Origin of the sequence: Lysinibacillus sphaericus, assembly GCF_001629735.1 — a bacterium.
GTDB lineage: Bacteria > Bacillota > Bacilli > Bacillales_A > Planococcaceae > Lysinibacillus > Lysinibacillus pinottii.
On sequence record NZ_CP015224.1, the window covers coordinates 2,922,259 to 2,949,063 of the forward strand.

General features: G+C 38.4%; 27 protein-coding genes. 7 read left to right on the forward strand and 20 right to left on the reverse strand.

Annotated features, from left to right (window positions below; translation table 11 throughout):
* Positions 1 to 27: 27 nt before the first annotated feature.
* From A2J09_RS14380 to A2J09_RS14410, 7 genes are all read right to left on the reverse strand, one after another.
* Positions 28 to 339 (reverse strand): thioredoxin family protein, encoded by a 312-nt coding sequence (locus tag A2J09_RS14380; RefSeq protein ID WP_012292318.1) that lies wholly within the window; start codon positions 337 to 339, stop codon positions 28 to 30.
* A 15-nt stretch (positions 340 to 354) separates the two neighbouring features.
* Positions 355 to 696: a toprim domain-containing protein gene (locus A2J09_RS14385; protein WP_031417716.1), complete on the reverse strand. Its 342-nt coding sequence runs from the start codon at positions 694 to 696 to the stop codon at positions 355 to 357.
* A 91-nt stretch (positions 697 to 787) separates the two neighbouring features.
* Positions 788 to 1,168 carry a glycine cleavage system protein GcvH gene (gene gcvH, locus A2J09_RS14390; protein WP_025116632.1) on the reverse strand — a complete coding sequence of 127 codons (381 nt, stop codon included), beginning with the start codon at positions 1,166 to 1,168 and terminating at the stop codon, positions 788 to 790.
* An 81-nt stretch (positions 1,169 to 1,249) separates the two neighbouring features.
* Positions 1,250 to 1,606 (reverse strand): arsenate reductase family protein, encoded by a 357-nt coding sequence (locus A2J09_RS14395; protein WP_031417717.1) that lies wholly within the window; start codon positions 1,604 to 1,606, stop codon positions 1,250 to 1,252.
* A gap of 186 nt (positions 1,607 to 1,792) precedes the next feature.
* On the reverse strand, positions 1,793 to 3,577 hold the full coding sequence (locus tag A2J09_RS14400) for an acyl-CoA dehydrogenase FadE (RefSeq protein ID WP_012292313.1): 1,785 nt from the start codon (positions 3,575 to 3,577) through the stop codon (positions 1,793 to 1,795).
* A 256-nt stretch (positions 3,578 to 3,833) separates the two neighbouring features.
* On the reverse strand, positions 3,834 to 5,006 hold the full coding sequence (locus A2J09_RS14405) for an acetyl-CoA C-acetyltransferase (RefSeq protein WP_012292312.1): 1,173 nt from the start codon (positions 5,004 to 5,006) through the stop codon (positions 3,834 to 3,836).
* A 48-nt stretch (positions 5,007 to 5,054) separates the two neighbouring features.
* Positions 5,055 to 7,439, reverse strand: coding sequence for a 3-hydroxyacyl-CoA dehydrogenase/enoyl-CoA hydratase family protein (locus tag A2J09_RS14410; protein ID WP_012292311.1), 2,385 nt, complete (start codon positions 7,437 to 7,439; stop codon positions 5,055 to 5,057).
* A gap of 376 nt (positions 7,440 to 7,815) precedes the next feature.
* Between A2J09_RS14410 and A2J09_RS14415 the strand changes: the two genes are divergently transcribed.
* Both A2J09_RS14415 and A2J09_RS14420 read left to right on the forward strand, forming a co-directional pair.
* Positions 7,816 to 8,133, forward strand: a complete 318-nt coding sequence (locus A2J09_RS14415) for a thioredoxin family protein (protein WP_031417721.1) — start codon at positions 7,816 to 7,818, stop codon at positions 8,131 to 8,133.
* A 59-nt stretch (positions 8,134 to 8,192) separates the two neighbouring features.
* The gene (locus A2J09_RS14420) at positions 8,193 to 8,696 is read left to right on the forward strand and encodes a C39 family peptidase (RefSeq protein ID WP_036160547.1); all 504 of its coding nucleotides are present in this window, start codon (positions 8,193 to 8,195) and stop codon (positions 8,694 to 8,696) included.
* A gap of 90 nt (positions 8,697 to 8,786) precedes the next feature.
* Here the strand turns inward: A2J09_RS14420 and A2J09_RS14425 are convergent, their stop codons facing one another.
* The 8 genes from A2J09_RS14425 to A2J09_RS14460 all read right to left on the reverse strand — a co-directional run bounded on the left by A2J09_RS14425 (position 8,787) and on the right by A2J09_RS14460 (position 16,781).
* Positions 8,787 to 9,674, reverse strand: coding sequence for a 5'-3' exonuclease (locus A2J09_RS14425; RefSeq protein WP_171821103.1), 888 nt, complete (start codon positions 9,672 to 9,674; stop codon positions 8,787 to 8,789).
* A gap of 108 nt (positions 9,675 to 9,782) precedes the next feature.
* Positions 9,783 to 10,775 carry an agmatinase family protein gene (locus A2J09_RS14430; protein ID WP_031417726.1) on the reverse strand — a complete coding sequence of 331 codons (993 nt, stop codon included), beginning with the start codon at positions 10,773 to 10,775 and terminating at the stop codon, positions 9,783 to 9,785.
* 240 nt (positions 10,776 to 11,015) lie between these two features.
* Entirely contained in the window at positions 11,016 to 12,008 is a 993-nt protein-coding gene (locus A2J09_RS14435; protein ID WP_012292306.1) for a polysaccharide deacetylase family protein, read from the reverse strand.
* Positions 12,009 to 12,012: 4 nt separating this feature from the next.
* A complete protein-coding gene (locus tag A2J09_RS14440) occupies positions 12,013 to 12,717 on the reverse strand; it encodes a hypothetical protein (protein ID WP_012292305.1) in 705 nt (234 codons plus the stop codon).
* Between the two features lie 22 nt (positions 12,718 to 12,739).
* Positions 12,740 to 14,413 (reverse strand): GNAT family N-acetyltransferase, encoded by a 1,674-nt coding sequence (locus A2J09_RS14445; RefSeq protein WP_036160542.1) that lies wholly within the window; start codon positions 14,411 to 14,413, stop codon positions 12,740 to 12,742.
* Position 14,414: 1 nt separating this feature from the next.
* A complete protein-coding gene (locus tag A2J09_RS14450) occupies positions 14,415 to 15,545 on the reverse strand; it encodes a glycosyltransferase family 4 protein (RefSeq protein WP_012292303.1) in 1,131 nt (376 codons plus the stop codon).
* A 10-nt stretch (positions 15,546 to 15,555) separates the two neighbouring features.
* On the reverse strand, positions 15,556 to 16,191 hold the full coding sequence (locus A2J09_RS14455; protein WP_012292302.1) for a sugar transferase: 636 nt from the start codon (positions 16,189 to 16,191) through the stop codon (positions 15,556 to 15,558).
* Between the two features lie 140 nt (positions 16,192 to 16,331).
* Entirely contained in the window at positions 16,332 to 16,781 is a 450-nt protein-coding gene (locus tag A2J09_RS14460; RefSeq protein ID WP_012292301.1) for an SACOL1771 family peroxiredoxin, read from the reverse strand.
* Positions 16,782 to 17,060: 279 nt separating this feature from the next.
* Here A2J09_RS14460 and A2J09_RS14465 point away from each other — a divergent pair, with 279 nt between their 5' ends.
* On the forward strand, positions 17,061 to 17,684 hold the full coding sequence (locus A2J09_RS14465) for a hypothetical protein (protein ID WP_012292300.1): 624 nt from the start codon (positions 17,061 to 17,063) through the stop codon (positions 17,682 to 17,684).
* 48 nt (positions 17,685 to 17,732) lie between these two features.
* On the opposite strand, the gene A2J09_RS14470 is transcribed toward A2J09_RS14465, so the two are convergent.
* Both A2J09_RS14470 and A2J09_RS14475 read right to left on the reverse strand, forming a co-directional pair.
* Positions 17,733 to 19,352 (reverse strand): GNAT family N-acetyltransferase, encoded by a 1,620-nt coding sequence (locus tag A2J09_RS14470; RefSeq protein WP_036162526.1) that lies wholly within the window; start codon positions 19,350 to 19,352, stop codon positions 17,733 to 17,735.
* Between the two features lie 135 nt (positions 19,353 to 19,487).
* Positions 19,488 to 21,176 carry an FAD-dependent oxidoreductase gene (locus A2J09_RS14475; RefSeq protein ID WP_012292298.1) on the reverse strand — a complete coding sequence of 563 codons (1,689 nt, stop codon included), beginning with the start codon at positions 21,174 to 21,176 and terminating at the stop codon, positions 19,488 to 19,490.
* Between the two features lie 229 nt (positions 21,177 to 21,405).
* On the opposite strand from A2J09_RS14475, the gene A2J09_RS14480 reads away from it, so the two are divergent.
* Positions 21,406 to 22,092 (forward strand): ZIP family metal transporter, encoded by a 687-nt coding sequence (locus A2J09_RS14480; RefSeq protein WP_227256897.1) that lies wholly within the window; start codon positions 21,406 to 21,408, stop codon positions 22,090 to 22,092.
* 150 nt (positions 22,093 to 22,242) lie between these two features.
* Here the strand turns inward: A2J09_RS14480 and A2J09_RS14485 are convergent, their stop codons facing one another.
* A complete protein-coding gene (locus A2J09_RS14485; RefSeq protein ID WP_012292296.1) occupies positions 22,243 to 23,304 on the reverse strand; it encodes an S-layer homology domain-containing protein in 1,062 nt (353 codons plus the stop codon).
* A gap of 335 nt (positions 23,305 to 23,639) precedes the next feature.
* Here A2J09_RS14485 and A2J09_RS14490 point away from each other — a divergent pair, with 335 nt between their 5' ends.
* A complete protein-coding gene (locus A2J09_RS14490; RefSeq protein WP_012292295.1) occupies positions 23,640 to 24,536 on the forward strand; it encodes a copper oxidase in 897 nt (298 codons plus the stop codon).
* 226 nt (positions 24,537 to 24,762) lie between these two features.
* Complete coding sequence (locus tag A2J09_RS14495; RefSeq protein ID WP_012292294.1) at positions 24,763 to 25,662, forward strand: 3-hydroxyacyl-CoA dehydrogenase; 900 nt, start codon at positions 24,763 to 24,765, stop codon at positions 25,660 to 25,662.
* A 50-nt stretch (positions 25,663 to 25,712) separates the two neighbouring features.
* Here A2J09_RS14495 and A2J09_RS14500 read toward each other — a convergent pair whose 3' ends face one another.
* Positions 25,713 to 25,910: a hypothetical protein gene (locus A2J09_RS14500; RefSeq protein ID WP_012292293.1), complete on the reverse strand. Its 198-nt coding sequence runs from the start codon at positions 25,908 to 25,910 to the stop codon at positions 25,713 to 25,715.
* Positions 25,911 to 25,913: 3 nt separating this feature from the next.
* Positions 25,914 to 26,465: a sigma-70 family RNA polymerase sigma factor gene (locus A2J09_RS14505; RefSeq protein ID WP_036160539.1), complete on the reverse strand. Its 552-nt coding sequence runs from the start codon at positions 26,463 to 26,465 to the stop codon at positions 25,914 to 25,916.
* Between the two features lie 172 nt (positions 26,466 to 26,637).
* Between A2J09_RS14505 and A2J09_RS23125 the strand changes: the two genes are divergently transcribed.
* Positions 26,638 to 26,793: a YvrJ family protein gene (locus A2J09_RS23125; RefSeq protein ID WP_080695160.1), complete on the forward strand. Its 156-nt coding sequence runs from the start codon at positions 26,638 to 26,640 to the stop codon at positions 26,791 to 26,793.
* The last annotated feature ends 12 nt before the right edge of the window (positions 26,794 to 26,805 follow it).

Sequence of the window (26,805 nt, forward strand, 5' to 3'; positions counted from 1 at the left end):
TTTGTTACTTTACCACGCTAATAAAGTTCAGTCAATTGATTTTTTTAACAATTCGTACAAAAAAGGTACGGATTGAAAAGCATAAATCTTTTCTGTCACTTTGCCACCGTCACAAACAAGTAAGCACGGAACGCTTTCAATTTGATGCTCAAAAGCAATTTGCTCCAAAAAATTAATATTTGCTTTCCCTAGCTTTAGGTGAGGTAATAGTTGTTCTACAATTGACATCATTTTTGATGCCACTGCACAAGTACCGCACATCGGTGTATATAAATAAAACGCAGCTTTTTCTCCGGACTGTAATGCCGTTTCCCACTGCTCTTTCGACCATTCTTCCATTTAGTTCACGCAACCTTACAAAATATATTCATTATGGATTGAGAAATGCGCACGAAGTAAAATCATGGCTAACACTTTTCTAGGTGTCGTTTCTACTTCTTTATATGTTGGCATTGTCCGTAAATGCTCCGCTTCAGGATAATGTCTGTCCATTAATGCACGTAGCTTATCGCCTGAAGTATCGGCATCAAAAAAGGTAAATAGCTCATAGCCCTCATAGGGATCGATTAGCTCTTCTAATTGATGCACACCAATTGTTCCATTCGTACATAGTATTGTAACATTCTCGTTTAAAATTGGCTCAATTTGTAGCTTATCTGAGCGTCCTTCTACTATCAAGCATTTCCCATCGAACATTACGCCACCTCCATTTAGACATTCCCACTTATACGTTATTATATAATAAAAAACGCCGGTAGTTTCCGACGTTTTTTGATTATGGCTTGTCTTATTCTGCTGTCATCTCTTCGTATTGTTCTGCTGTCATAAGTTTATCAACTTCTGATGCATCAGCAGGCTCTACGACGATCATCCATGCTTTTTCATATGGTGATTCATTAACGAATTCTGGGCTATCTTCTAAATCTGCATTAACTTCAACTACAGTGCCTGAGATTGGTGCATATAATTCAGAAACAGTTTTTACTGATTCTACGCTACCGAATGGATCATCCGTTTTGATTTCATCGCCAACTTGTGGAAGCTCAACGAAAACGATATCTCCTAATTCAGATTGTGCGAAGTGCGTAATACCAATACGTACTTTTCCATCTTCTACTTTAACCCATTCATGCTCTTCAGAGTAACGTAAGTCTTTCGGTGTGCTCATGCAAAAAACCCCTCCATAATTATGTAATATATTCACTTTCAGTGTGCCATACTTCTCCTATAAAAACAAGAATAAAAACGGCTATATCCAAGCTTGCTCAAAATCGGATTCTTTAAACCCTAAAGTTACTTTTTTTCCATCTGTTACGAGTGGACGTTTTATTAACATCCCATCCGAAGCAAGTAGCTCAAGCTGTTCTTCCTCAGTCATATCAGCTAGCTTGTCCTTCAAACCAAGGTCACGATATTTCATGCCTGAAGTATTAAAAAACTTCTTCAAAGGAAGACCACTGACTTGCCATAAAGCTGTTATTTCATCCTTTGTTGGCGGCTGCTCTACGATATGTACCTCTTCATAGGAAACGTCATGATCATTTAACCACTTTTGCGCTTTTTTACATGTTGTACATTTGGGATAATGGAAAAATTGAATCGTCATTAAAATGCTCCTTTGCTGTCTTTTTCTGTAGTATACCATCATAATCATCGAGAATGGTGGAACTTCGCTCATTTCCGTAAGTCTATCCATCCATTTTGTATTTTTATCCGTTACTTTGACAAATAATTTATTTGGCACAATAAAAAACTAGCTACCCACTTACGGATAGCTAGCATTTTCCTACGATTAAACGATATATTTTTCTGCTTCAATTAATTTCACAGATGCTTCACGTTTCTTCGTAATGAGGTTGTATGGATTATTACGTGTTAATTTACGTAATGCAGATAATGTCATACGTGCTGCATCACCATCTGCGGAAGCCAGAATTGTATCTTTTGCTTCTTTTTCGATTTCTGCAAATGCTTCTTGGCAGAAAATTTGAGTGTATAGCAATTTTTGATGTGCTTTTTCAACGCCATCACGAGCAATCGCTTTTTCTGTGCGTAATACAGCTGATTCCATTGCAAATAATTGATTAGCGATATTAGCAATATTCACTAATACTTCTTGCTCTTGATCAAGCTTCGCACCAAAGCGTTGTGCGGCTAAGCCTGCAGCTAATACAGCAATCTTCTTGGCATTTTTCACTAAGTATTTTTCCTGAGCTAGTGGCTCAGTGCCGATATCCTCTGGCATTAGCATTAGAAGCTCTTGCTGTAAATTTTGCGCAACCTGTAATAATGGCAGCTCACCTTTTAGTGCCTTTTTCATAAATGTACCTGGTACAATCATGCGATTAATTTCATTTGTACCTTCAAAAATTCGATTAATACGAGAATCACGGTATATACGCTCTACCTCATATTCAGCCATAAAGCCATAACCGCCGTGTAATTGTACAGCTTCATCTGCAATATAATCTAATGTTTCTGATCCAAATACTTTAGCAATGGAGCATTCAATCGCATATTCAGCGATAGCACCTGCAATCACTTTTCCTTCCTTTTGCTCCTCTGGGCTTAGCTGGCTTAAACGGTCTTCAAATAAACCCACAGTACGATAGTTTAATGACTCTGATGCATACAAATGAGAAGCCATTGTTGATAATTTTTCTTTTGTTAGGTTGAAGTCAGATAGCTTTGTTTTAAATTGCTGACGTTGGTTTGTATATTGTACCGCTAGCTCAAATGCGCGTTTTGATCCACCAATTGTTCCAACCCCTAGTTTATAGCGACCGATATTTAATATATTGAAGGCAATGACATGCCCACGACCAATTTCACCTAATAAATTTTCTACTGGCACTTCTGCATCTTCTAACACAAGTGTACGGGTAGATGAAGACTTAATCCCCATTTTCTTCTCCTCAGGACCGACTGAAACACCATTGAATGTACGTTCCACAATAAAGGCAGAGAACTTATCACCATCAATTTTAGCATAAACAACAAATACATCTGCAAAGCCGGCATTTGTAATCCATTGCTTTTCACCATTTAAAATATAATGTGTGCCTGCATCGTTTAGTTTCGCAGTTGTTTTTGCCCCTAAAGCATCCGAGCCTGAACCTGGCTCTGTTAAAGCATAAGCAGCAATTAATTCACCCGAGGCAAGCTTAGGTAAATATTTTTTCTTCTGATTCTCGTCACCGAATAGCACGATTGGTAATGAGCCAATCCCTACATGTGCACCATGAGTAATGGAGAAACCACCTGCTACAGACATTTTTTCTGCAATTAATGCTGAAGAAACTTTATCTAAGCCTAGTCCTTCGTATTCTTCTGGCACATCTGCTCCAAGCAAGCCTAATTCACCAGCACTTTTAAGGAGACGTACTGAGTGCTCGAATTCATGATGCTCTAAATTTTCAACTACAGGTAAAACTTCATTTGCTACATATTCTTCTGTTGTTTTGGCAATCATTTTATGCTCGTCAGTGAAATCTTCAGGTGTAAACACACGATCTAATTCCACATCTTCAATTAGAAATCCGCCGCCTTTAATGAAATCCGTTGTTTTTTCAGTCATATAAAATCCTCCCAATTTATCTATTTTGATAGTTTAATCCCCTATTGAATGCTGCCTCTTCAAAATCTGTAGTATTTGCTCAGAGGCTTGATTTTTATTCAGCCTACTCTCCTACCTTTTAGAGAAGGTTTCTGACGCTTTCATTTTGGTCCAAAAACCTTTTGCTGAGTGAAGACAAATATATATAGAAAAGCTTGAAATATACTTGCTCGGAGGCAACCGGAAACAGTACACCTCAAGCTGATCTAGTGAAAAATTATAGAATTTCAAATACTCCAGCGGCTCCCATGCCGCCACCAATACACATAGTTACCACGCCATATTTCTTACCTTGACGCTTTAATTCATGAATAAGTTTTAGTGTTAAAATAGCACCCGTTGCACCAAGTGGATGTCCTAATGCGATAGCTCCACCATTTACATTGACCTTATCTTGGTCGATGCCTAAATGACGGACCACCTGTAAGGATTGCGATGCAAATGCTTCATTGATTTCCCATAGATCAATCGCATCTATTGATAAACCTGCGATTTCTAACGCTTTTGGTACCGCCACAATGGGACCAATCCCCATTACTTCAGGTGGTACACCACCCACTGCAAAACCTAGGAATTTTGCCATTGGTGTTAAACCTTGCTTGACTGCCTCTTCACGCTCCATTACCAATACAGCTGCTGCACCATCAGATGTTTGAGAAGCGTTCCCTGCTGTCACACTCCCTTTCACATGGAAAGCTGGACGAAGCTTCGCTAAACCTTCAACCGATGTACCTGAACGGACACCCTCATCCATGCTGAAAGTGAATTTTTTCACCTGTGGCTTATTGTTCTCATCAACATAATGTTGTTCCACTTCTATAGGTACAATCTCATCATTAAATTTACCTTCTTTAATTGCCTCTTCAGCAAGTACATGTGAGCGAACAGCAAAAGCATCTTGATCTTCGCGACTTACATTGTATTGACGAGCTACTTCCTCAGCTGTATGCCCCATTCCCATATAATATTGTGGAGCTGTTTCAGCTAACGTTGGATTTAAGCGGGGCGTGTTCCCCACCATTGGTACCATACTCATTGATTCAACACCACCAGCGAGGATGGCCTTTGAATGCCCGAGCATGATTCGCTCAGCTGCATAGGCAATCGCCTGTAGACCCGAAGAACAAAATCTATTAATGGTTAGTGCAGGAGTTGTATCTGGTAGTCCGGCAAGTGCACCGATGCTACGAGCTACATTCATACCCTGTTCTGCTTCTGGCATAGCACAGCCTAAAATTAAATCATCTATCGGTCCCTCATAGCCTGCTCTTTTTAATGTTTCTTTGACAACGGCAGCACCAAAGTCATCTGGTCTTACTGTTGCTAAAGAACCTTTTTTTGCTTTTCCAATTGGAGTTCGTGCTCCTGCTACAATAACGGCTTCACGCATCGTATAATCCCCCTTTGTTTCATGTGCAAGTTTTGTCTATTTCGTCCATTAGTTACGAAGTGGTTTCCCCTTTAACAGCATATGTTGCATTCTTTGCTGTGAAAGTGGATCAGCAACAAGGCTAAGGAATGCCTCACGCTCTAAGTTTAATAGATACTGTTCATCTACTAATGTGCCATATGGAACCTTACCACCCGCAATCACATAAGCTAGCTTTTTAGCAATTTTCAAATCATGCTTACTGATAAAGCCTGACTCATACATACCTTGCGCACCAATGAGTAATGTACCGTAGCCTGATGCACCAACCACAGGAACTTTTGTTGGGACAGGTGGTTGATAGCCTGCTTCATAAAGTGCTAAAGCCGCTTGTTTCGCGTCATATAATTGATGGTCTGGGTTAACAGAAATTCCATCTGCGAAGTTTAAGAAGTTATTTTCACGTGCTTCCTCACCAGATGTTGAAACTTTCGCCATGGCAATTGTTTCAAATACTTTATTTGCAATATGTTGATAGTCTATTTCTACACCATTTGGTAGACCCTTTAGGAATTTTTGATAAAGCGCTTTATTCCCTCCGCCACCTGGAATTAATCCAACGCCTACTTCTACTAAGCCCATATATGTTTCCATCGTTGCCTGGATATGTGCAGCAGGTAAGCAAACCTCTGCACCACCACCTAATGTCATCGCAAACGGAGCCGCCACAACCGGCTTACGTGAATATTTAATTTTTTGCATCGCATCTTGGAAAGCCTTAATGACAAAGTCTAGTTCAAAGATATTATCATCCTGTGCTTCGACTAAAATCATTCCTAGATTTGCACCAACACAGAAGTTTTTCCCCTGGTTTCCTATCACTAAGCCCTTATAATTAGCTTCTACCTCATCGATGGCAAAGTTTATCATTTGAATAATATCCAAGCCTATAGCATTCGACTGTGAATGGAACTCTAATAATGCAATTCCATCACCTAAGTCTATTAAACTAGCACCTGTATTGGATTTAATCACGCCATGTTTTTTCTTATATCGTTTTAAATCGATTTCCTTTTCATTGATAGGCACTTTAACATAATCCGACCCATTATAGTAAGCCAAGTCACCATCTATATCGGAATAGAAAGTTTCAAACCCATTGGCTATCATCTCTTTTACAAAGGCAGGTACTTCTCGACCTTCTGTTTCCATTTTTGCGACAGCCTCTTTCACGCCAATAGCATCCCAAATTTCAAATGGTCCTTGTTGCCAGCCGAATCCCCATTTCATCGCATTATCAATAGCCACAATATCGTCTGCAATTTCACCGTATAGCTGAGCAGAATAAATTAATGTTGGAGCAAATATCCCCCATAGTAATTCACCTGTACGATCCTTTGCATATGTTAAAGCCTTCACTTTATTAGCTAATCCACGAGTTTGTTTCGCCATTTCAATGGAAGGTGTCTTTAATTTTTTCACAGGACTATACGCCAAAGTCATTGGGTCAATTTCATGAATCTCTTTTCCTTGCTTTATGAAGAAGCCCTGGCCTGATTTTGCCCCGAGCCAACCGTTCGTGACCATTTTTTGCAAAAACTCTGGTACAGCAAATACTTGCTGCTCCTCACCTGTTGTTTGATCGTAAACATTTTTAGCTACATGAATAAATGTATCTAAACCAACAACATCTAGCGTTCGGAAAGTTGCCGATTTAGGACGACCAATAAGTGGACCTGTCACGGAATCCACTTCCCCAACTGAGTAACCACCTTTTAACATTTCTTGTAACGTGATGAGTAACCCATAAGTGCCGATGCGGTTAGCAATAAAATTAGGTGTATCCTTTGCTAGCACAACGCCCTTTCCAAGCACATCTTCACCAAATGTTTTCATAAAGCTCACTACTTCAGGTGCAGTTGTATCAGCTGGAATCACCTCTAATAATTTTAAATAGCGAGGCGGGTTGAAAAAGTGTGTGCCAAGAAAATGCTTTTTAAAATCCTCTGAACGTCCTTCTGCCATTGCATTAATACTAATCCCGGATGTGTTTGAACTAATAATTGTTCCAGGTGTACGAATAGCATCGATTTTTTCATATAAACTTTGTTTTATAGGTAAGTTTTCTACAACAACTTCAATAATCCAATCTACATCTTTTAGTTTCCCTAAATCATCCTCAAAGTTGCCGACCGTTAGTAGTGATAAATTTTTCTTAGAAGTAAGTGGTGCTGGCTTTTGCTTTAACAACTTTTGCAAAGCTCCATTAACAAGACGATTTCTTACAGCTGGATGCTCTAAGGAAAGACCTTTTGCCTCTTCCTCATGTGTTAGTTCCTTCGGTGCAATATCTAATAGTAATGTTGGTATACCGATATTAGCTAAATGTGCTGCAATTCCAGAGCCCATCACCCCAGAACCTAGAACAGCAGCTTTTTTAATGTTATAAGTCACAAGCAATTCCCCCTTATTCTTCCATTGAATGAATAGCCATTCATTTTTTGGTCAAAAAAATATCAAGTGTACCTTAGTGGATTTTTGTTCCTCTGCTGAATGACTATTTACTCAATTCAACCAAGGAGCCCTAAGGTTTATCTCCGTTTCAAAAGATTGCTAATGAATGAAGATAAAACTACTTTTCTATTTTTAGTGTAGATTATTTTGTCTAATTTAGCAATCTTTTTTCAAGAATTATTTTCGCAATATACATCTTTTTTTGTTGTTTACGAGCTAAAAGGAGACAATAAGTAGCTATCACCACAGTCAAACAGAAAACTTTCAGGTTACGGGAAAAATGTGTAGAATGGTAAACAAGGAGAGTGAATACTTAATGAAAACAATTACTACTGCAGAACAATTTAATGAATTAATCAATGGCGACCAAAAAGTACTAGTGAAATTTTACGCTGGCTGGTGCCCAGATTGTACACGTATGAACATGTTCATCGACCCAATCATTGAAGAGTATAACCAATTTGATTGGTATGAACTAAACCGTGACGAGCTTCCAGAAATCGCAGACAAATATGATGTAATGGGCATCCCAAGTTTATTAATTTTCCAAAACGGTGAAAAGCTTGCTCACTTACACAGTGCCAATGCAAAAACACCTCAACAAGTAACGGAATTTTTATCTGCTCAACAATAACAATAATGAGAGCTGCATTTCTTCATGAAATGCAGCTCTTTTTGAAAGGAGATACCATTATGCGCCAACAATTGGGACTACTCGGAAAATCACAATATGATGCATCGATTGCGCCAAACTATCGTAATTCTGCTTGTGGTCCTACTACAGTACACGTTATTTTAAATTATTTGAATGGGTCCGCTCCTTCAATTAATGAACTCTATAAACAGCTTGGTAGTACAAAAATTGGTTTATTCAAATGGCGATTGATTCGCAAATTACGCCAATTATATCCATCGTGGGATGTTCGTACTTGTTCATTAAAAGAAGCTTTGCAGGAAATTGATGCAGGGCGTCCAGTTGCTATGCGTTTTGATCGTTATTTTAGTTTTCGTTGGCGAGATCAAACCTCTACTTTCGCCTATCATTGGGTACCGCTAATTGGCTATGATATTAAAAATAATCAGCTATGGTTAATTTTCCATGACAATGGTACATCAAATCGTGATAGCATCATTCGTCAGGTACTCTATCAAAACAATGAAAAAGTATTATCCTTTGTAAAAATGGTTCCTCACTAGAGCAACTATCGAATAGCCTACTATTTGCTCTCTATTCTTTTCCCACCAATAAAAAAAGCAGAGCATAATACTATACTCTGCGATAACTGATTAAATAAGGGAATACAAAGAACGGGCATGCTTGGCAATAAGCGTGTAGCCACTCTCTTCCATCTCTTTAAATATTTGTGGCTCATAATTTGGTAATACGAGGCTAGAAAGGTCTGCTTCAATAGGGACATCCGTTTGAATCGTTGCAAGCTCATGCGATAATTTCAGCATATCTATTTGGTCTTGAATTTTTGTTCGTTGACCTGGCTTTAATTCACCGAGCGACGCTAGCACACTATCAATCGAGCCATATGTTTGGATTAATGTGAGTGCTTGCTTAGGACCAATACCTTTAACGCCTGGATAACCATCACTCGTATCTCCCATAAAGGCTTTCACCTGTGCAAACTGCGCTGGTTCAATACTATACTCCTCTTTAAAACGCCCATGCGTATAAATATCATATTCTGTGTAGCCCTTTTTCATAAAAGCAATCTCTGTAGATGGTCTTAAAAGTTGAAGTAAATCTTTATCCCCACTAATTACGGTAATATCTGCGTCGTCCTGCCATTTGGCAATCATAGAACCAATTAAATCATCAGCCTCCATGCCCTTCACGCCAAAATTTTGCCAGCCCATTTGGAGAGATAGGTTTTTTGCCATATCAAATTGAGGCAACATTTCCTCAGGTGGCGCTGGGCGATTTGCTTTATAGCCATCAAATAGCTCATTGCGGAAGGTATGTGCCCCCATATCCCAGCAAACTGCCATATGTGTTGGCTTCATTAAAGATTGTGCAGTTAGTACATGTCGTACAAAGCCTTGTGCTCCGTTCGTTGGAGTGCCATCCGCCAAGCGAATAAAGTGGCCCATGGCAGCCGAGGCGAAAAATGAACGGAATAACAATGCCATACCGTCAACAATCAGTAGTTTTGGTTTTGTTGTCATCATAATTTTCCTCTCTATAACCGTGCAAAGTTTATATAAATTTTTGATACCTATGAAATATTATAGCAAACTTTTAACAATCGGCATTGTCAATACACGGCAATATGCTTATAACGTCACTTTTCCTTTATTTGAGATGCGATTGCGATGATCAAGCTGAATACCTGTTAGCCATTGTAAAAATGCTGTCACACCAATCTTAACGGTTTCTGGACGTAGCGTTCCTTCCTTAGGGTCTGCATAAACAAAATCAATATGGCGAACCCCTTCATTTTCACCTATAAGTTTGAGGATATCAAATAATTCATAGGCTGTTAGACCGCCTGGTGTGGCAGCTGGAACATCTCGTGCAAACATAATATCAAGTGCATCTAAATCCACTGAAACATAAATTCGATCAACCTCATACATAAGCTGACGTAACATTTCATGTATGGTGAGCTGAATACCGTCACGTCGCATTTGCTTTAATGTAATCATATGAATGCCCTGTTCTCTAGCATAATGAATCATTTCAGGTGAATTAAAAAAACCGTGCAATCCGACATTATATATATGTCTCCCTTCCACAATGCCTGAGGCAATCAATTGATGGATAGGAGAATCTTGAGCCAAGCCAATTTCCTCTTGGTTTCTTGCATCTAAATGTGTATCAATTTGAATGATACCAATACGATCCTGCGGAAAGGCATTCTTTATTCCTTTTAGTGAACAGGCGGTAATGGCATGGTCTCCCCCAATCAAGCAAGTAAAGCTTTTTTGAAAAGCTATACTCAAATTCTCTGCTGCAGCCTCGATGGCAGATTCAGAAAGCATTCTATCTTGTTCATGAATCGCCACATCGCCAATATCAACGACTGATAATGCGCGTAAATTGATTTGCTCGTCTAAGTTATATGATTGGAAGCTTGGCCATACTTTACGAAACGCAGTTGGATATTGCGCTTTTCCAGATGCTTCTTCTGCATATGATAAAAGAGCCCCATACACGACAATATCCACATCATTTGGGTTTGGATTTGTTTGCTGCTTTATCCACTGATGCATGGCCGATCCATTCTCTTGCTTCCATCGGCATTCCGGTTCTATAAACATATACATCTACCACCTTTATATCTTTTCTATTCAAGTTAAATGAACCTACATTTTTTCACATGCCCCTCAAATGTCCTACCCAATTCCTACTCTTTCTATATAGTACCATTCGTACATTCATCTTCGTCATTTTTTTCTTTTTTCCTCTTTTCTTTTTAAATTTGAAACACAAAAAAGCAAACTAAAAATCAGTTTGCTTCAAATTTCATATGAGTTGGCGCAGTGTTCAATGAGGTTTTTAGTTTGTTACTTTTGTTGTTTGGAAATATTTTCACAAAGTTCAGCTACCTCATACATGGAATAGCTTTCAAAATTGTATTGACTGCGTAATTCTTGAAAATAACGTAATAGCTCTTCTAGCATCGCTAAATTTTTAGCTGTATTCTTCCCAAAATTATGGGGATGCCACCATAAATGATAAAAAGCTTGGGCCTTTGCAGCTTCGAGCATACTTTCCTTTATGCGTTTTACCTTTGAGCCCTCGAATACGTGCAATGGACGAAAGTAGGGTCTTAAAAAGGCACTTGAACGAATATTAATCAGTTGCTCGTCCCGCATTTCCTCCAATGTTGCCATATGATGACCAGTAAGATTAATATAGCTATCAAGCCATTTTTTCGCTCCCAAAAATCTGCCTTTTTTCGTAAACTTTTGAGCATCATACAATGGATGATTTTCTGTTCCTCTGTAACAAACATAGCCCGCTTCTACACATGCTTTAAAATAGTCTTTATTCACTTGATTTCTCGGAAAAACCATGGACTTCATGGGCGAAATATAACCCTCGATTATGGTCTTTGTCGCGTCTAAGTCTGCACAAAAGGCAGCTTCTGTTTGACCTTTTTCCAAGCAGTAATAATGGGAAAAGGTATGACTACCAATTTCCTGATGTGGTGTACGTTTAATCTCCTCTATCAAAGATTTACCAAAATGTAAGAGGTCCTCTTGTTCGTTTTCGCCTACTTTAGCTAGCTGGCTATGTGCTGCATATCGCATATTGTCATACTTAACAGGGATACCTCGTAAATAATGAGCCATTTCAGCCTTTGATTCTGCAAACAATAGTCCGACTGTCGCCCAAGTTGCATGAATGTCATATTGCTCAAATAACGCAAGTATACTGGGCAAGGCTTTCCGTACACCATATAGGTTTTTATTGTATTGTCCATATCGAAATACATCATGGACGCCCCAATTCAGCTCAAAATCTAATGAAATAACGAGACCCCCACCATTCATGTTGCTACTTCCTCCATTTTTGCACGCCTAGTAATAGTGCACGTATTTTTGATTGGGTAATGTAGCCTGAGTAAACATTGACAACTTGTCCACCAAAGCTTAGTTTGAAGGCACGTACATTTCGATTATCGGTTAATTCACCCATATCATATAAAACAAAACCTTGCTCCTTAAAATGAAGAAGATTATGCCAGATTAAAAAACGATTTGCATAGCGGTAAGGTCTCTTTAAATGTGTCGATATGGCTGACGCCGCACAGGTAGCTTCATAATAAGACATCGCTTTATTCTCATGTACAATATCCAATCGATAGCACAGTGTCTGTCCACAGATACTTTGGATTTCAGATAATAATAATGCTCCCTGTTTGTTGAGAAGCATGATCGTTTCCATTTGTGATTTACCAATAGCCTCAAGCTTTTTTCTTTTAGCAAAATGATTATAAAATTGCTGAAAAGCTCGTAAGTTTTCGACGGAAGGTTCTTTATATAAAATAACTTGGTAATATTCTTTATGTGCCCGTCGCAATATTTTACGATTCCCTTCAGAAAGTGCTAAATACAATGAAAGTTCATGCCCTTGGAGATCAATATGAATCGCTTCACTTTTAACAAGCTTTCGACTTGGTACAAGTGAATTTGTATAGCCTATTACTTTCATGGATTTTCGAACATTGGCTGGCTTTTCTAAAAAATAAAAATGTTGCATCGCAATATTCCACCGCTTACTTTTAATGGACAGAATGAACATCGCCCCCACTCTCCGTATTTTTTTGTACATGTTGTCGCTCAAAACGAGCAACTTTATAATGTTTCATTCGAATAATAGGTTTATAGCCTAGCTGTCCTAAGCGCTTCCGTTTTCTCCATTGCCAAAAGCTTGCCGTTACCCACAATGTTTGTCGCGGTTTGACTTTTCTGAAATAGGCCGTTATAATTTCGATCTGCTTGAACATATCATAGGCTAAAAAATACGTTTGCTTCGGTAATGCTTCTATTATTTGCAGCGAATCTACACGCCAATTTGTCGCGTGTAATGCAAATGCTGGCTTATTTGTCTCCGCAAAGGAATCCTTATAAACCGTGTACCCTTTATAATAGAGAGCAATGACTTCTTCCTGATCAAGCTGCATCGCTTCCTGAATAGTCATTTCCTCAAATAAGTTGCCCACAGGTTGCTGTGGAAACACATCCTCTGTTGGAGATAATTCATAGAGCTCCACGTGCTTCAAACGAATAAACCTATCTACGAATTGTTGTCCATATTCTAGCCAATCTCTGAGCTTTCCATACTTTACTAAATAGCGAAAACGGCCAAGTGTATTGCGTTTCCAGTCTACAATTCGTTGATTACTTTTTACATATTCCTTGAACCGTTCCTTTAGCAGCATTAAACCTGTCACTAGCTTTGCACGCTTTGTCCCACTGCTGGCAAGCATCCGCCTAGTAAAATCGATATTCGTACGCCAATCAAATTTGTAAGGCTCATAGCCAATGCTCATATCAAATAGCCGATAATTAGCAGCAAAAGTTCGCTGAATAGATTCCTGATTGACTATACGCCCGGGACCAAATACATTAAATGTCGGTTCATGGGCAAGCGCGTAGGTTACATAGCGTCCACGACAAAAAAGTCCATATGTGAAAGCAATCCACTGATTTTCAAAGACAAGTGCATCAACCTCTACTTGTAATGCCTCTCCATTAAGCATGGTTAAGCGCTCAAAAAAGTCTCTTTTCTTCCCTTTTGTAAAGTCACTCGTATCCAGTTTTTTTGCCCATCGTCGATCAAACAATCGAAACATTTGCCAGAGCTCGTCCTGTGCGGGAACTCTCCTTGTTACTGTACCTAGCTTCCGTAGCTTTCTTTCCCGCCGATCGACCCCATGCAGTTTCCGGCGTTGCTGGAAATGTTGTAGAAAATCTACCTCAGAAAAAGCGAGATAGGGAGTGACCACACGGAAAATATTTGCTCGTAACTGTCTTTCCACGAAATATTGTTCAATGACTTTAGTAGACACTTTACTTTCTAATAAGCCATGCAGTGAAAAAATTACGTGCCGATGCTTTCTAATAAGTTCATCGAACACAAAGGTTGTAGTGTTCATTAACCACTCTTTTTTGACAACAACCCCTGTATAATTGGCAATACCTTCACCCGCAAAGGAATACACCCTAATTCCCCATCGACTAGTCACCGTAAAGGGGAAAAAGGCTAGGATGACTCCTTCATGTTCAATAGCGAAAAGCTCTACTCGTTCTTTTCGCCCAACTATTTGCCACCAATTATAAAACCAAGCAAATTCAATAAAAGGATTATCATTGTCCTCTTCCTCTAAAATGCCATCCCAGATTTCCTTGTACCACATGAGCTCATCATCTGTTCTTATGCGTATTAATTGCAAGTTAATCTCCTTTCTTTCCGAATTCTGAAACAGCTTGTTGATAGACCATTAACGTTTTTTGATACATAGGGGTAAACGTAAAATACTGTAAATAGCGTCGTTCACTCGCATTGCCCATTTTTTGGCTTAAGGTAGCATCCAATAATAAATGACGAAGCCTCTGCTTCAATAATTCTTTATCCTCTCGCTCTACTAAAAAACCATTGCCATGATCCACAACTAACTCTTTAACACCACCCACATTTGTTGCAACAATAGGGAGGCCTATACGCATGGCTTCAATAATAGAGATTGGCAGGCCCTCCCAATCTGACAACAAAACAAATACATGACTTTTCTCCAAATAGGTGTGTACATCTAATTGATCACCTAAAAATATTATGCGATCTGTTAAATTATGCTGTGCAACAAACTCTTCTAGGGCAGGTCGTAGAGAACCATCTCCAACCAATTGAAGTTGCCACGGAACATCCGTCAGTTCTGCTAAAGCCTCCAGCAATAGATCTTGTCTTTTTGGCACTTCAAAACGAGCAACCATCACAATGACTGGCTGCTCCGTATAAGTCTTTTCTGTTGAAGGATTACTGTCTATTGGAGCAATACCATTATGAATAGTAAGCAGTTTATGAGCTGGAGCAACTTTTTTCATGAGTGCTAGCTCCCGATCATAATCAGATACCGTTATAATTTTTGTGGAGAATCGCTGAACCGATTTTTCCATTCGATAGTAAAGCATCTGTTTCCTTTGAGGAACACCTTCTGTAAAGCTCCAACTATGTGCAGTAAAAACTGTTGGGATGTGCAGTAAACTACCCACTATACGACCTATCACACCAGCCTTAGATGAATGTGTGGCTACCACATCAGGGTGTAAACGTTTGATAACGGCTCTTAATTGCCAAAATGTGCGGAAATCCTTTGCTAGATGAATTGCACGTTGCATAGCGGGAATACGGATAACCGTAATTTTTTCCTCTTGTAAGCGCCAAAGGGATGGCTGGTAGGAGCCAGTCACGACAGTTACTTCATGCCCATCTTGCTTGAGTTGGATGGCTAATGCCTCCACATGCTTTTGTGCTCCACCGATTTTATCCATTCGTGTAATAAGCTGAACAATTTTCAGTATGGCCACTCCCCGTAATTTAATAGGCACCCGTTCTTGCTAGGACTACATAAAGGGTTTTCAAAACAATTTGGACATCCATCCAAAAGGAGTAATGATCAACATATTCAATGTCATATGAAATTTTTTGTCCATGGGAAATATTAGAACGGCCGTTAATCTGGGCAAGACCTGTTAAACCTGGTTTTACCTCTAGTCTTCTGGCCTGTAAATTGTTATAGGCATTTGTAATGGTCGGAACCTCCGGACGAGGCCCCACAATGCTCATTTCTCCTTTTAATACATTTAACAGCTGTGGAATTTCATCAATACTTAGCTTTCGCAGGATAGCCCCTACTTTGGTAATCCGTGTATCCTGCTCTACTTTAAAAAAATAGTCATCTGGAATACCATTCGTACATATAGCTGGCATATTGATTGGAACTGCCTGTATACACATTGTGCGTAGCTTCCAAATAACAAAGCGGTGATGATCCAGGCCAGTTCGTATTTGTTTAAAAAAAATGGGGCGACCTGTTGTGAAGAGTAAAATGAGGAATACAGCTAGCATTAGAGGGATTGTCATAAAAAGTAATAATAATGCCCCGGTAATATCAAATATTCTTTTGCCATACTGACCATAGAATGTGAGATTCTTAGTTGTCGAAACGTGCACTTCACCATCCTTTGCATTTTTTTACTACTTAACACTATATATTCATTTTGAACATTTATAGAACTATTTTAAGAAAAGTGAGTCTAGATGAAAAAAAGAGTTATACCAGCGGCACATGCTGAATAACTCGATTTTTCTTATTATATGCGCGCTCCTAAAATTTGGGCATCACATTCGATTTCCACATTACCCTTTAATGCTTTGCTAATCATACATGTTTGTTCCGCTTTTTGTGCGAAGCGAGTAATTTTTGTTTCAAGATGCTCTGTTAAATTTAAGATAACTATTTTAGGCTTATGAATAATTTTTTCATAGGTAAACACACCATTTACTACACTGACATACCCTTCAGACTGCAGAGATAAATCATGTACAGCCACCTCCGATCTTTCAAGAAGAGCCGCTAATGTAATTAAATAACAAGTCGCTGAAGCCCCTAATAACATTTCATCCGGATTTGTACCAATGCCAGGTCCATCCATCTCCTGAGGAATAGAAATTTGCGTTTTCAGGTTGCTAGCGTTGATAGTTCCAGTACCATTTCTTCCATCCGACCAAGTTAAGTCCATTGTAAATTTATGCTGAACCATTTTAAATCCTCCTTTACGTACGTATGACAGAAAAATGCTCGTTCTCCCGAGAAGACGAGCATTCAACGCCAATTATGATAAGAGATACGTAACGCCACCATTTTATGATACTGCTGTCTCTAACTCTACCACATTTTAACGGTATGCTCGAAATAAGCGTTAAGTTCTAAAATAGGAGTATTTTACTTTACTACATAAAAACTAACTATAATTTTACAAAAAACAATGTGATAAATTTTATGGTAGAATAGAATAAATAATTCATTAGGAGATTTTAAAATGATTTTAACAAAGCAAGAAGCAATACAGGCACTTAAAAAGAACAAGTTTATCGGTTTTACTATTACAACAGGTAATATTATTATGAAAAAGATGAATAAAACCGATTATAATATTTTTGTTTTTGAGGAAGGAAAAGAGAAGCCATTACGTTATGTTGGTTCTATTATGAATGTTATGGCAACGATGAGTGACAAAGCATCCAATAAGGATTTTGTCATTGTAGAACAGCTTCCAACTCAAAATAACGTTGCTGAAACGCAAACATCTGAAAACGAAGCAACGTTAGAAGAGAAAGCTGTAGCAGCAGAAGTAGCAGAAGTAGCAGTCGTTGATGAAACCGAAGAAAGCCGTGCTATTGCAGGCTATGAAGACCTATATAAAATGACAGTAAGTGGTCGCATTATTACTGTACGTGAAAATCGTCCATTAGCTCGTTGTAATGACGAATATGGCTTCCATATTGCACGACTTACAAAGGACGGAAAGGCTTCCAGTCATAATGTCTTTGAACTTTGGAAACAAACATTCCCTGAGGTAGAGCAAACTCAATTCAAAGGTGCCTTAAAAGCAAAATACGGGACAGGTTGTAAGCTAATCGATAAACCTGGTATCCATTTTTAATCTAATTCTCTACTAAACAGTAAACCCTCAGTTGAAAACACTGAGGGTTTACTGTTTAGCATGAAATTCTTTTCGCCATTTGAACAACCTAACTAAGGTAATTTGGCTCACTTTATGAAAACCCGCCTGCTTCAGCTTTCGTCGTCTTCGCCCCTCATACCACGGAGCGATTGTACAGACGGATCGCCCTTCACGCTGCACTTCTACAACAATTTCCTTTAGTAGCTGGGTGTCGTATTCTCTGATGAAAGACATATTGGCAGATAGCTCGTACGTATAGCCGCTCACTTCTTCGTACGCTATATGATCGTGCCTCCTATAAACAATTTGATCTCCATCACCAAAAAAACGATTTCCCTTATAAAAATGCGCGATATAAGCAGGCCGCTCATTCAGTGTCATAATATCCTTCATATGTAGCTCTTCAAAGGGCATATAACCTTGATCGTATTTTTGCTCCGCGATATAGATGTCTATCCTATGAATAGCTACGATTCGTTGAAGGACCCCTTTCATTAATCGTAACCATTCTCTTGTTCGAGCATGCTTTAAAAAATACAACAATTCCCCTAACCTGTCCCGCTTCAATTTCACAAGCTGGTGATTGTTTGTTAATTTTCCTTTTACCCGATCTCGTAATACCATCCATGATCGAATAAAGCGCTCAGTAGTGCCTTTCGTACTCATAATAAATTTTCGTGTAAAATCAATATCGGTATACCATTGAAACTTATAGGGCTCATAGCCACTACCAAAATCATAATAACGAAAGCCTGAATCATGTGCTTTGAGCATGTTTTCCTTTTCTATTAAACTGCCAGGGCCAAACCTATTGAAATCAGGCTCATGGCCCATAGCCTGACAAAAATTACGATCTCTACAGCATAAATCAATAGTAAAGCTAATCCAATGCCCTTCAAATTGCAAACTGTCAACCTCGACTCTAAAGGCTTCATTAGAGACATCAGCCAAGCGTTCATAAAACAATCGAGTCTGTGCTTCGGTAAATCGACTTTTGTCCAGCTTCTTGCGCCATCTTCGCATAAAAAGCGTAAACATTTTATGAAAATGATTGACGCCAACGTCCTGAAAGTCAAGGCGTCCAAATAATTTTAATTTCTTCTCATAACGCTTAATGCTTTTAAATGTCTTGCGATGCTTTTTTAAAAAGTCATCAACTGTCATTGATTGAAAATCTATAAATGACGTTACAGTTCGAAATATAGAATAAGGCATCTGGTATTCTATCGCATATTTCTCAAGTTGTTGAGAAGTATCTTTACTTTCAATGAGCCCCTGAAACACGAGCAAATAACGCTTATATTTTTGCGTGAACACCTTCAATATATAATGAATGGCCCGCTCCATCCATTGCTTCTCTGCTATCACTTCCATATAAGTCGCATACCCTTGTCCTAAAAAACCAAAGTAATGAATTTTACCAAAACCGACAGTATGAACTAACGGAAAAAATGCCACAGCGGTCCCTTGATGTTCGACTATAAATATTTCTACATTGTCATGTATACCAAGCGTTGCCCACCATGTCGTAACCCATTCGTATTCAATAAAAGGATTATTATTTTTTTCTTGTTCGAGTATACCTGACCAAGTACTTCGATAGGGCTCTAACATGTCCATTGAAGTGATTATTTTATAGTCTAGCACCGCACTGAATCGCTCCCTTTTCGTTATCCTCACCACATATTTAGTAGCCACTATATTCCTAGCAAGAAAGTATTAGAACAGTCCACCAACGTGAAACCCTCCCTATTCAAATGAATAGGAAGGGTTTCGCACACACTATACCTTTATAAGTGGTTCCTCTATTTTAGTGACGGCATTAGCCATATGTGTAGTTGCTATATAGCTAAGTGTCATACCAGGTCCAATCGTTGCACCTGGTCCTGGATAGGTTTCCCCCATAATAGACGCTGAGCAATTACCTGATGCATACAATCCTTCTATTGGTTGGCCATCCTTTTTCACAACACGAGCAAATTCATCCACTACTACTCCACCCTTTGTACCAATATCTCCAGGATAGAGACGCAAAGCATAAAATGGAGCTTTCTTTAACTCTGCTAAATTAGGGTTAGGTAATGTCGGGTCCCCGTAGTAATTATCATAAGCACTATCGCCTCGATTAAAGTCATCATCATGACCATTGTGTGCAAAGATGTTAAAACGATTGACCGTCTCGACTAAGTTTTCTTTCGGCACATCCATTTGCCTCGCAAGATCCTCAATCGTTTCGGCACTTTTCACGATTCCATGGTCATACCAGCTTTTCGTAAACGCTTGTCCAGGAAACAGTCCTGTAAAAATATAACGGCTTTTAGCAGCAGCATCAATAAGTATCCAGGAAGGTACAGCCTGCTTCGTCTCCTCTTGATGTTTGTACATTGTATCTACAAACTCATGATAAGGTGCTGCTTCATTGACATAGCGTTGTCCTGCACTATCTACAACCACCATATTAGGTACACCCCTATCAGCCACAAGGAAGAATGGCTGTCCTTGTGGATCAATAACAGAAGGTGCTCCCCATACCTTATCCATTAAATCGAGAGTAGCTCCAATTGTCACACTAGGTTCAATGATATCCCCTGTTTGCCCCACAGGTGAAGATGTCCAAGCAGCATTAGTAGGAGCTGGTAAATACTTTTCCCTCAATGCCTGATGATGTGAAAAGCCACCCGACGACAAGACAACACCTCTTTTTGCCTCTATCCGCTGCTCTTGTCCATCACGTTCAATTATCACGCCAACTACTCTTTCATTATCCATTATGAAATTTTTAAAAGCCGTTGATAACCAAAGCTCTCCATTTGCTTCGGCAAGTGATAATCGTAGACGAGCCACTAATGCTTCACCTAGCGCTACTGGCTCGCTCTTTGTCACCTTAGATTTCACTAAACGTATTCCTAATCTCAATGCTGTTGTTTTCCCTTTGAACGTTCGCGTAATCATATTGACCTTATGAAACTCGTAACTATTCATCGTAAAGCCTTTGGTCGATAGAGTTGCTCGACGCATATGATCAGCTAGTGAGCCCATTTTTGTTAAATCGAAAATAAGTGGTTCAATGGAGCGTCCCTGCGACAAACCACCCAATTTTTCAGGATAATAATCGGAATAGCCTTTGGCATATTGGAAGCGCATATGGTTCGTTTTATTGTATAAAAAACGCAACATTTCTGGCCCTTTCGTGATATAAGCTTCCTTTAACGCTTCGGGTACACGATCACCTATTGTGGCATCTAAATATTGGCGTGCAAGTTCATGTGTATCTGGGACACCTTCACCTTTAATAACATGATTATTGGGAATCCATAAGGCACCACCAGAAATTGCAGAAGCACCACCATAACGATCTGTTTTTTCAATGACTAATGATTTCAATCCTTGTAATTTTGCTGATAAACCTGCTGTCAATCCCGCTGCTCCAGACCCTACTACAACTACATCAAAACTTGCATCCCACTTCATTCAACCATTCCTCCCCTATGAGCTAAATCGATGAATATAATCTCCCTCTTAAAGAAGTATAGAATTAAACTAATTTTCAGTCAATTTAATAGGTTCGCCATTTTCCTACATAAAGCTGACATCCCATTTCAAGAAAGTTTGCTACAAGCATATTCAACTTTACTTAGCATATATTTGAAAAAACGACTTTAAGTTTATGATGAGGCGGGGGATTTTACAGGTGAGTGCAATGATACTTGGTGGATTTCTATTTTTCAGTGTGAGCTTTGGTGGCGCAATTGCCTGGATTTTCTCTAAGCTATTTCAACATACAACACAAGGGCTGTCATTATTATGTGGTGGTTTTCTAGTAGGCCTACTCGTTCTAGATATCATTCCTTCTTCCTTTCAAATCTATCAATCATTTGGAATTATACTCGGTATTTTTATTGGCTATTTCATTTTTCAACTGTTAGATACTTTATTCCATGCTTCTCATGCGCAAAATCCCTCTGTCTCCCTACTAACCCTTGCCATGATTATTCATACCATACCCATTAGTCTTACTGTTGGCAATTTACTTGGTAATGCAGCACTAAGTATTTCTCTCACAGCCTCCATTATTCTTCACCATGTTCCTGAAGGTTTTGCCCTATCAACCGCACTCATTTCTCAGGGCGAGAGGCTATGGAGACTTTTTATTTATTTCTTTATCTTCTCTGTCTTTTTCAGTATTTTCATCTGGTTTGGGCAATATTGGGCATTACCCGAAAAGGCACAGGGTATCTTAATGGGCATATCTATAGGGTTGATTGCCACAGCCAGCATCTCTGAATTCATTTTGCATCAACTAAGGTATGTCTCGTTCAGATCATTTTTTATGTATCTCATTTTAGGCTATCTCCTAAGCTATATCTTCCATACACTGGTCGAATAGACTATGAAATTAAAGTAAAACCGTTTATTCCTACTTGCTTTGCCATGAGCTGCGAGAAAAAATGACAAAGGCCATCGAGAGTAAGCTTTTCGACGACCTTTGCCATGAATTCAAGTAATCCACAATCATAAGGTGGATTGCTTTTTATTGTTATTCCTCGTCACTTAATTCCATTAGTGTGAGTGTAAGAATTTTTGAAACCTCTGCACGAGTAAGATTTCCTTTCGGATTAAACTTACCATTCGTACCATTTAAAATCCCTAATTGCTGCAATAAACCAATAGACTCTACTGTTTCCTTGCGCATTTGATTTTTATCTGTAAATGTATTGGCCTTGCTTACTTTAGAAAGATCCACTTCCATAGCTTCTAAATATCTCGCTGTCACGTATGCCATTTCCTCACGTGTAACAGGTTTTTTGGGCTCGAACTTACTACCATCGAAAATATCAATTAAGCCATACTCTTCTAAAATGGCTACTTCCTTCGCACCCCAAAAGCCGTTAAGGTCCGTATAAGTAGCTGGTCCTTCATAATCTTCATTTACATCTAAACCTGATGCTCTGAAAATAATAGCTGCCAGTTCTCCACGAGTAACTTGTCCATTTGGATTAAATGTTGTGGCAGATGAGCCATTTATAATATCTGCTTGATAGAGCAATTGAATATAGCTCTCTGCCCAATGTCCAATTGCATCCTTGAAGTACCCACCTGGTTTTAATTCCACATCTGCACGAGCAAATACTACTAACATACTATTTAAATCTGCCGCACTTATAGCTTCCCATTTATTTGCCGTAAAGATTTCACTCTTAAAGCCATTTCCAGTTTGCGTAATTCGAATTTGGATAGCGTTACCGAATAATTTCTTAATTTCTTCATAGTTTTCCGTAAAATCTTTTTCGCCTTCCGGATAAAGATTTGTACCATCTTTATAGGATTGAAGAATCGCCTCTAGTGAAATTTTCACGGTTATATTTGTATTTGTTGTAACGATTGTAACCTCATTATTTTCATAGCCTACCTTAGATAGTAGTAATATTTTATAGATATCTTGATAGGACATGGCTTGTAATTGATCAGCAGCTGCTACTGTTTGCTTTTGATGAATCAAATTTGCAACATCTACCGCTTCCTGTGCATACGCTTGTCCACCCAATCCTCCTGTAAAACATACAATGCTTAGTGCTCCGGCTAACATTATTTTCATCATTACTATTTCCTCCTTTGATCTATAAATTCAGTGTACTAAATCAATAGTTTGTATTTCTATAAAAATATGTAAATTCTACAATAATTATATAAAAAGACCTATTTTCGTCCTATTATAATAGGACTACCTCTATTTTCACTCACAGCAAAGACCATTGAAGAAATAAGATAAGTTTTTATGTTATGTATGCATAGGCTAGTCATTTACAAAACATCATTCCCCTTATATATGCTACTAATGTAATAAATATGAAAAAATAGGTATAAAGTAACTAGTCCTACATTGAATCACCATTGACATACAATAGTGAAGATTAACCTTCAGGAGGGTGCTAAATGGTTATTACCCCTGGTATTTCAGATTTACCTTATAGAATTCAAGTAGATGGAACAAAGCTGTTCACCTTGACTGCAGAGGAAATAACATGGGAGCTAGTAAATGGGATATTCATTCAGGTATGGGGCTACAATGGTTCTACACCCGGTCCGACCATCCGCGTTTTTCCAGGGGATCGTGTTTGTATTCGTGTAATTAATCGGTTGCCCGAAAAAACAAGTGTACATTGGCATGGCTTAATGGTGCCAAATGCTATGGATGGTGTACCACCTATTGAACCATCCCCTTTTATTGAACCGGGGCATTATTTTGATTATCACTTTACGATAAAAAATCCACCAGGGACGTATATGTATCACTCTCATGTAAATGTAGCTGTGCAAGATAATGCTGGCCTATTAGGAGGGTTTATTGTTGAAGATCCAAGCAAACAGAACCTTTCACAGCACAAAGATTATTTATGTTTATTACAGGAATGGGCAGTTGATCAATTACCCTGGGGGGCTCTTACGAAGGGCACGTATCCTTTAAATTTTAAGAAGCCAGAATTTAATTTTTTTACGATGAACGGGAAGTGCTATCCCTTCACCAAATCCTTATCTGTAAATTTCGGTGATACAGTAAAAATTCGTTTTGGCAATATCCAAATGCATCACCATCCCATCCATTTGCATGGCCATCAATTTCATGTTGTTGGCGCAGATGGTTTTCCAATTGCTCGTCATACCCAAATCGCAAAAAACACTATTCTTGTGGCATCTGGTGAAACGTGGGATATAGAATTTCTGGCCAATAACCCAGGCATTTGGCCTCTCCATTGTCATATGCCTCACCACGTTACCAATAACGGCGCTCCTGATGTTGGCGGGATGTTTACCACAGTGGATTATTGTTAAGACATGGACAGCTTAGTTGCTGTCTTTTTTATTTCTACAGTTATGTTTAGTCGATATTGGGTACATACTTGTAAAGGAGCAAGACCATAAACTTTATATCATTATAATAATAGAGGCTATCATTTGATTTTATATTACCTAAAGAAGTAGTATTTAATAGTATCGAAGGATTTTTTACATATCCACACTATTATATTAATGTAACAATTTTAAAGGAGGAATTTCGATGAATTATCAAAATATTACGGTCGCAGGTAGCGGTGTCTTAGGAAGTCAAATTGCTTATCAATCTGCTTTTAAAGGTTTTCAAGTAACCATTTACGATATTAACGACGAGGCGTTGAAAAATGCACAGGATCGTATTACAAAATTGAAACCACTTTATCAACAAGACTTAGGAGCTACACAAGAAGAAGTAGATGCTGCCTATGCTCGACTAACATTTAAAAGCGACTTAGCACAAGCTGTTGCTGATGCTGATCTTGTAATTGAAGCAATCCCTGAAGTTGTCCAAATTAAAACAGAATTTTATACGAACCTTGGCAAAGTAGCACCTGCCAAAACAATTTTTGCGACTAACTCATCTACTTTATTACCTAGCCAATTTGCAGAAGCAACAGGCCGTCCTGAGAAATTTTTAGCTCTACATTTTGCCAATACTATTTGGAAAAACAACACAGCTGAAATTATGAAACACCCAGGCACAGATATGAAAGTATTCGATGAGGTTGTTGCATTTGCACGTGCAATCGGCATGGTTCCACTACCATTATATAAGGAGCAACCTGGCTATATTTTAAACTCATTGCTCGTACCATTTTTAGATGCCGCCGAATCTTTATTAGTAAAAGAAGTGGCAGACCCGGAAACGATTGATAAAACATGGATGATTGGTACAGGCGCGCCTCTTGGTCCATTCGCCATCTTAGACATCGTTGGTATCAACACTGCCTATAACATTGTTGAAGCAAAAGCAACGGCTACTGGTGATGAAAACATGAAAAAGCTTGCCAACCTACTGAAAACAGAGTACATCGAAAAAGGTAAGCTCGGTCGTGCAACAGGTGAGGGCTTCTATACCTATCCAAACCCAAGCTTTGCTAAACCAGATTTCTTAAAAGGTTAATGAAAAGAGAGCAATTGTCCACAAACAAGGATAATTGCTCTTTTTTTGGCTTAGGTGAAGAAATCCCAAAAGCTAGGGGTATTGATAAATTCCTTTGTCGCAAGTTTTTCAATAATTTTTAATTTAATCTCCTGCTCCAAATCTTCTCTTTCCTGATAGCTTGTCTGATGGAGACATTGTTTAATTTTAGGTGAAAAATTCTCGATGAATTGAAGTGACTCCTCGTGATAGCTATTTTCCCTTTCCATCCCTTACCCCTCCTCTTTACGAAGCTTTTGTTGTAGTTTTTTTAATGCCTTTCGATGAAGATTCGATATATTTTGGGGTGTTGTTTGTAATGTTTCAGCAACAGCTTTTATCGAATAATCATGAGCATAAATCATTTCTAAAATTTGAAGCTGCTTATCCGTTAAGCTTTTCAAAGATTGAAATAATTCTTCGTTTTCAACAGCGTCTAATAACCCTTCTTGAATGATTTCGTCCTTTCTCACCATCCCAGTCTCAAATAGACCATCGTCTACAATTAATAAGAAACGGTCGTGTAATCTTCTCCTTTTTTTATCAAAATCCAAGCTATAGAAATAAATTAAATTACTGACATATTTTATTTTTTGAACATTTATATAGTGTAATTGAAATGTTTCATCAACCAATTTCATATTACAATCAGTTGGATATAAGATTGCTTTTTCAACCAAATAAAGGTTTTTAGCATTAGCCAAAAAGCTTTTGATAATTGGATTTTTTATCTGTTCCATATTCCTGCCAAAAAAATTCTCGATTTTATAGTTCTCGTTTTTCATCATCATCACTCCTATCTATCCGCCTTCTTGCTAAATAAAGTGACTATCATCTATCTATTATAAACCAAAATAAGAACAAATGTTCTTAAAAATCAAATTAATATTGTTTTTATTTAACTTAAAACCACTTTTACATATGTAAGACACAACATTGGTGAAGGAGGAAGATGTCATGTTAACACCCGAAAATATTCAAATGTGGATGAACTTAATTGGTAATTCAGGATTTCCAATGGCCATCACCATCTATCTCTTTATGCGATTTGAAAAGAAAATGGAAAATTTAGAAGCTGTCATCATAAGAAGTTTAAATAAACATGAGGAATAGTAAAAAAAATAC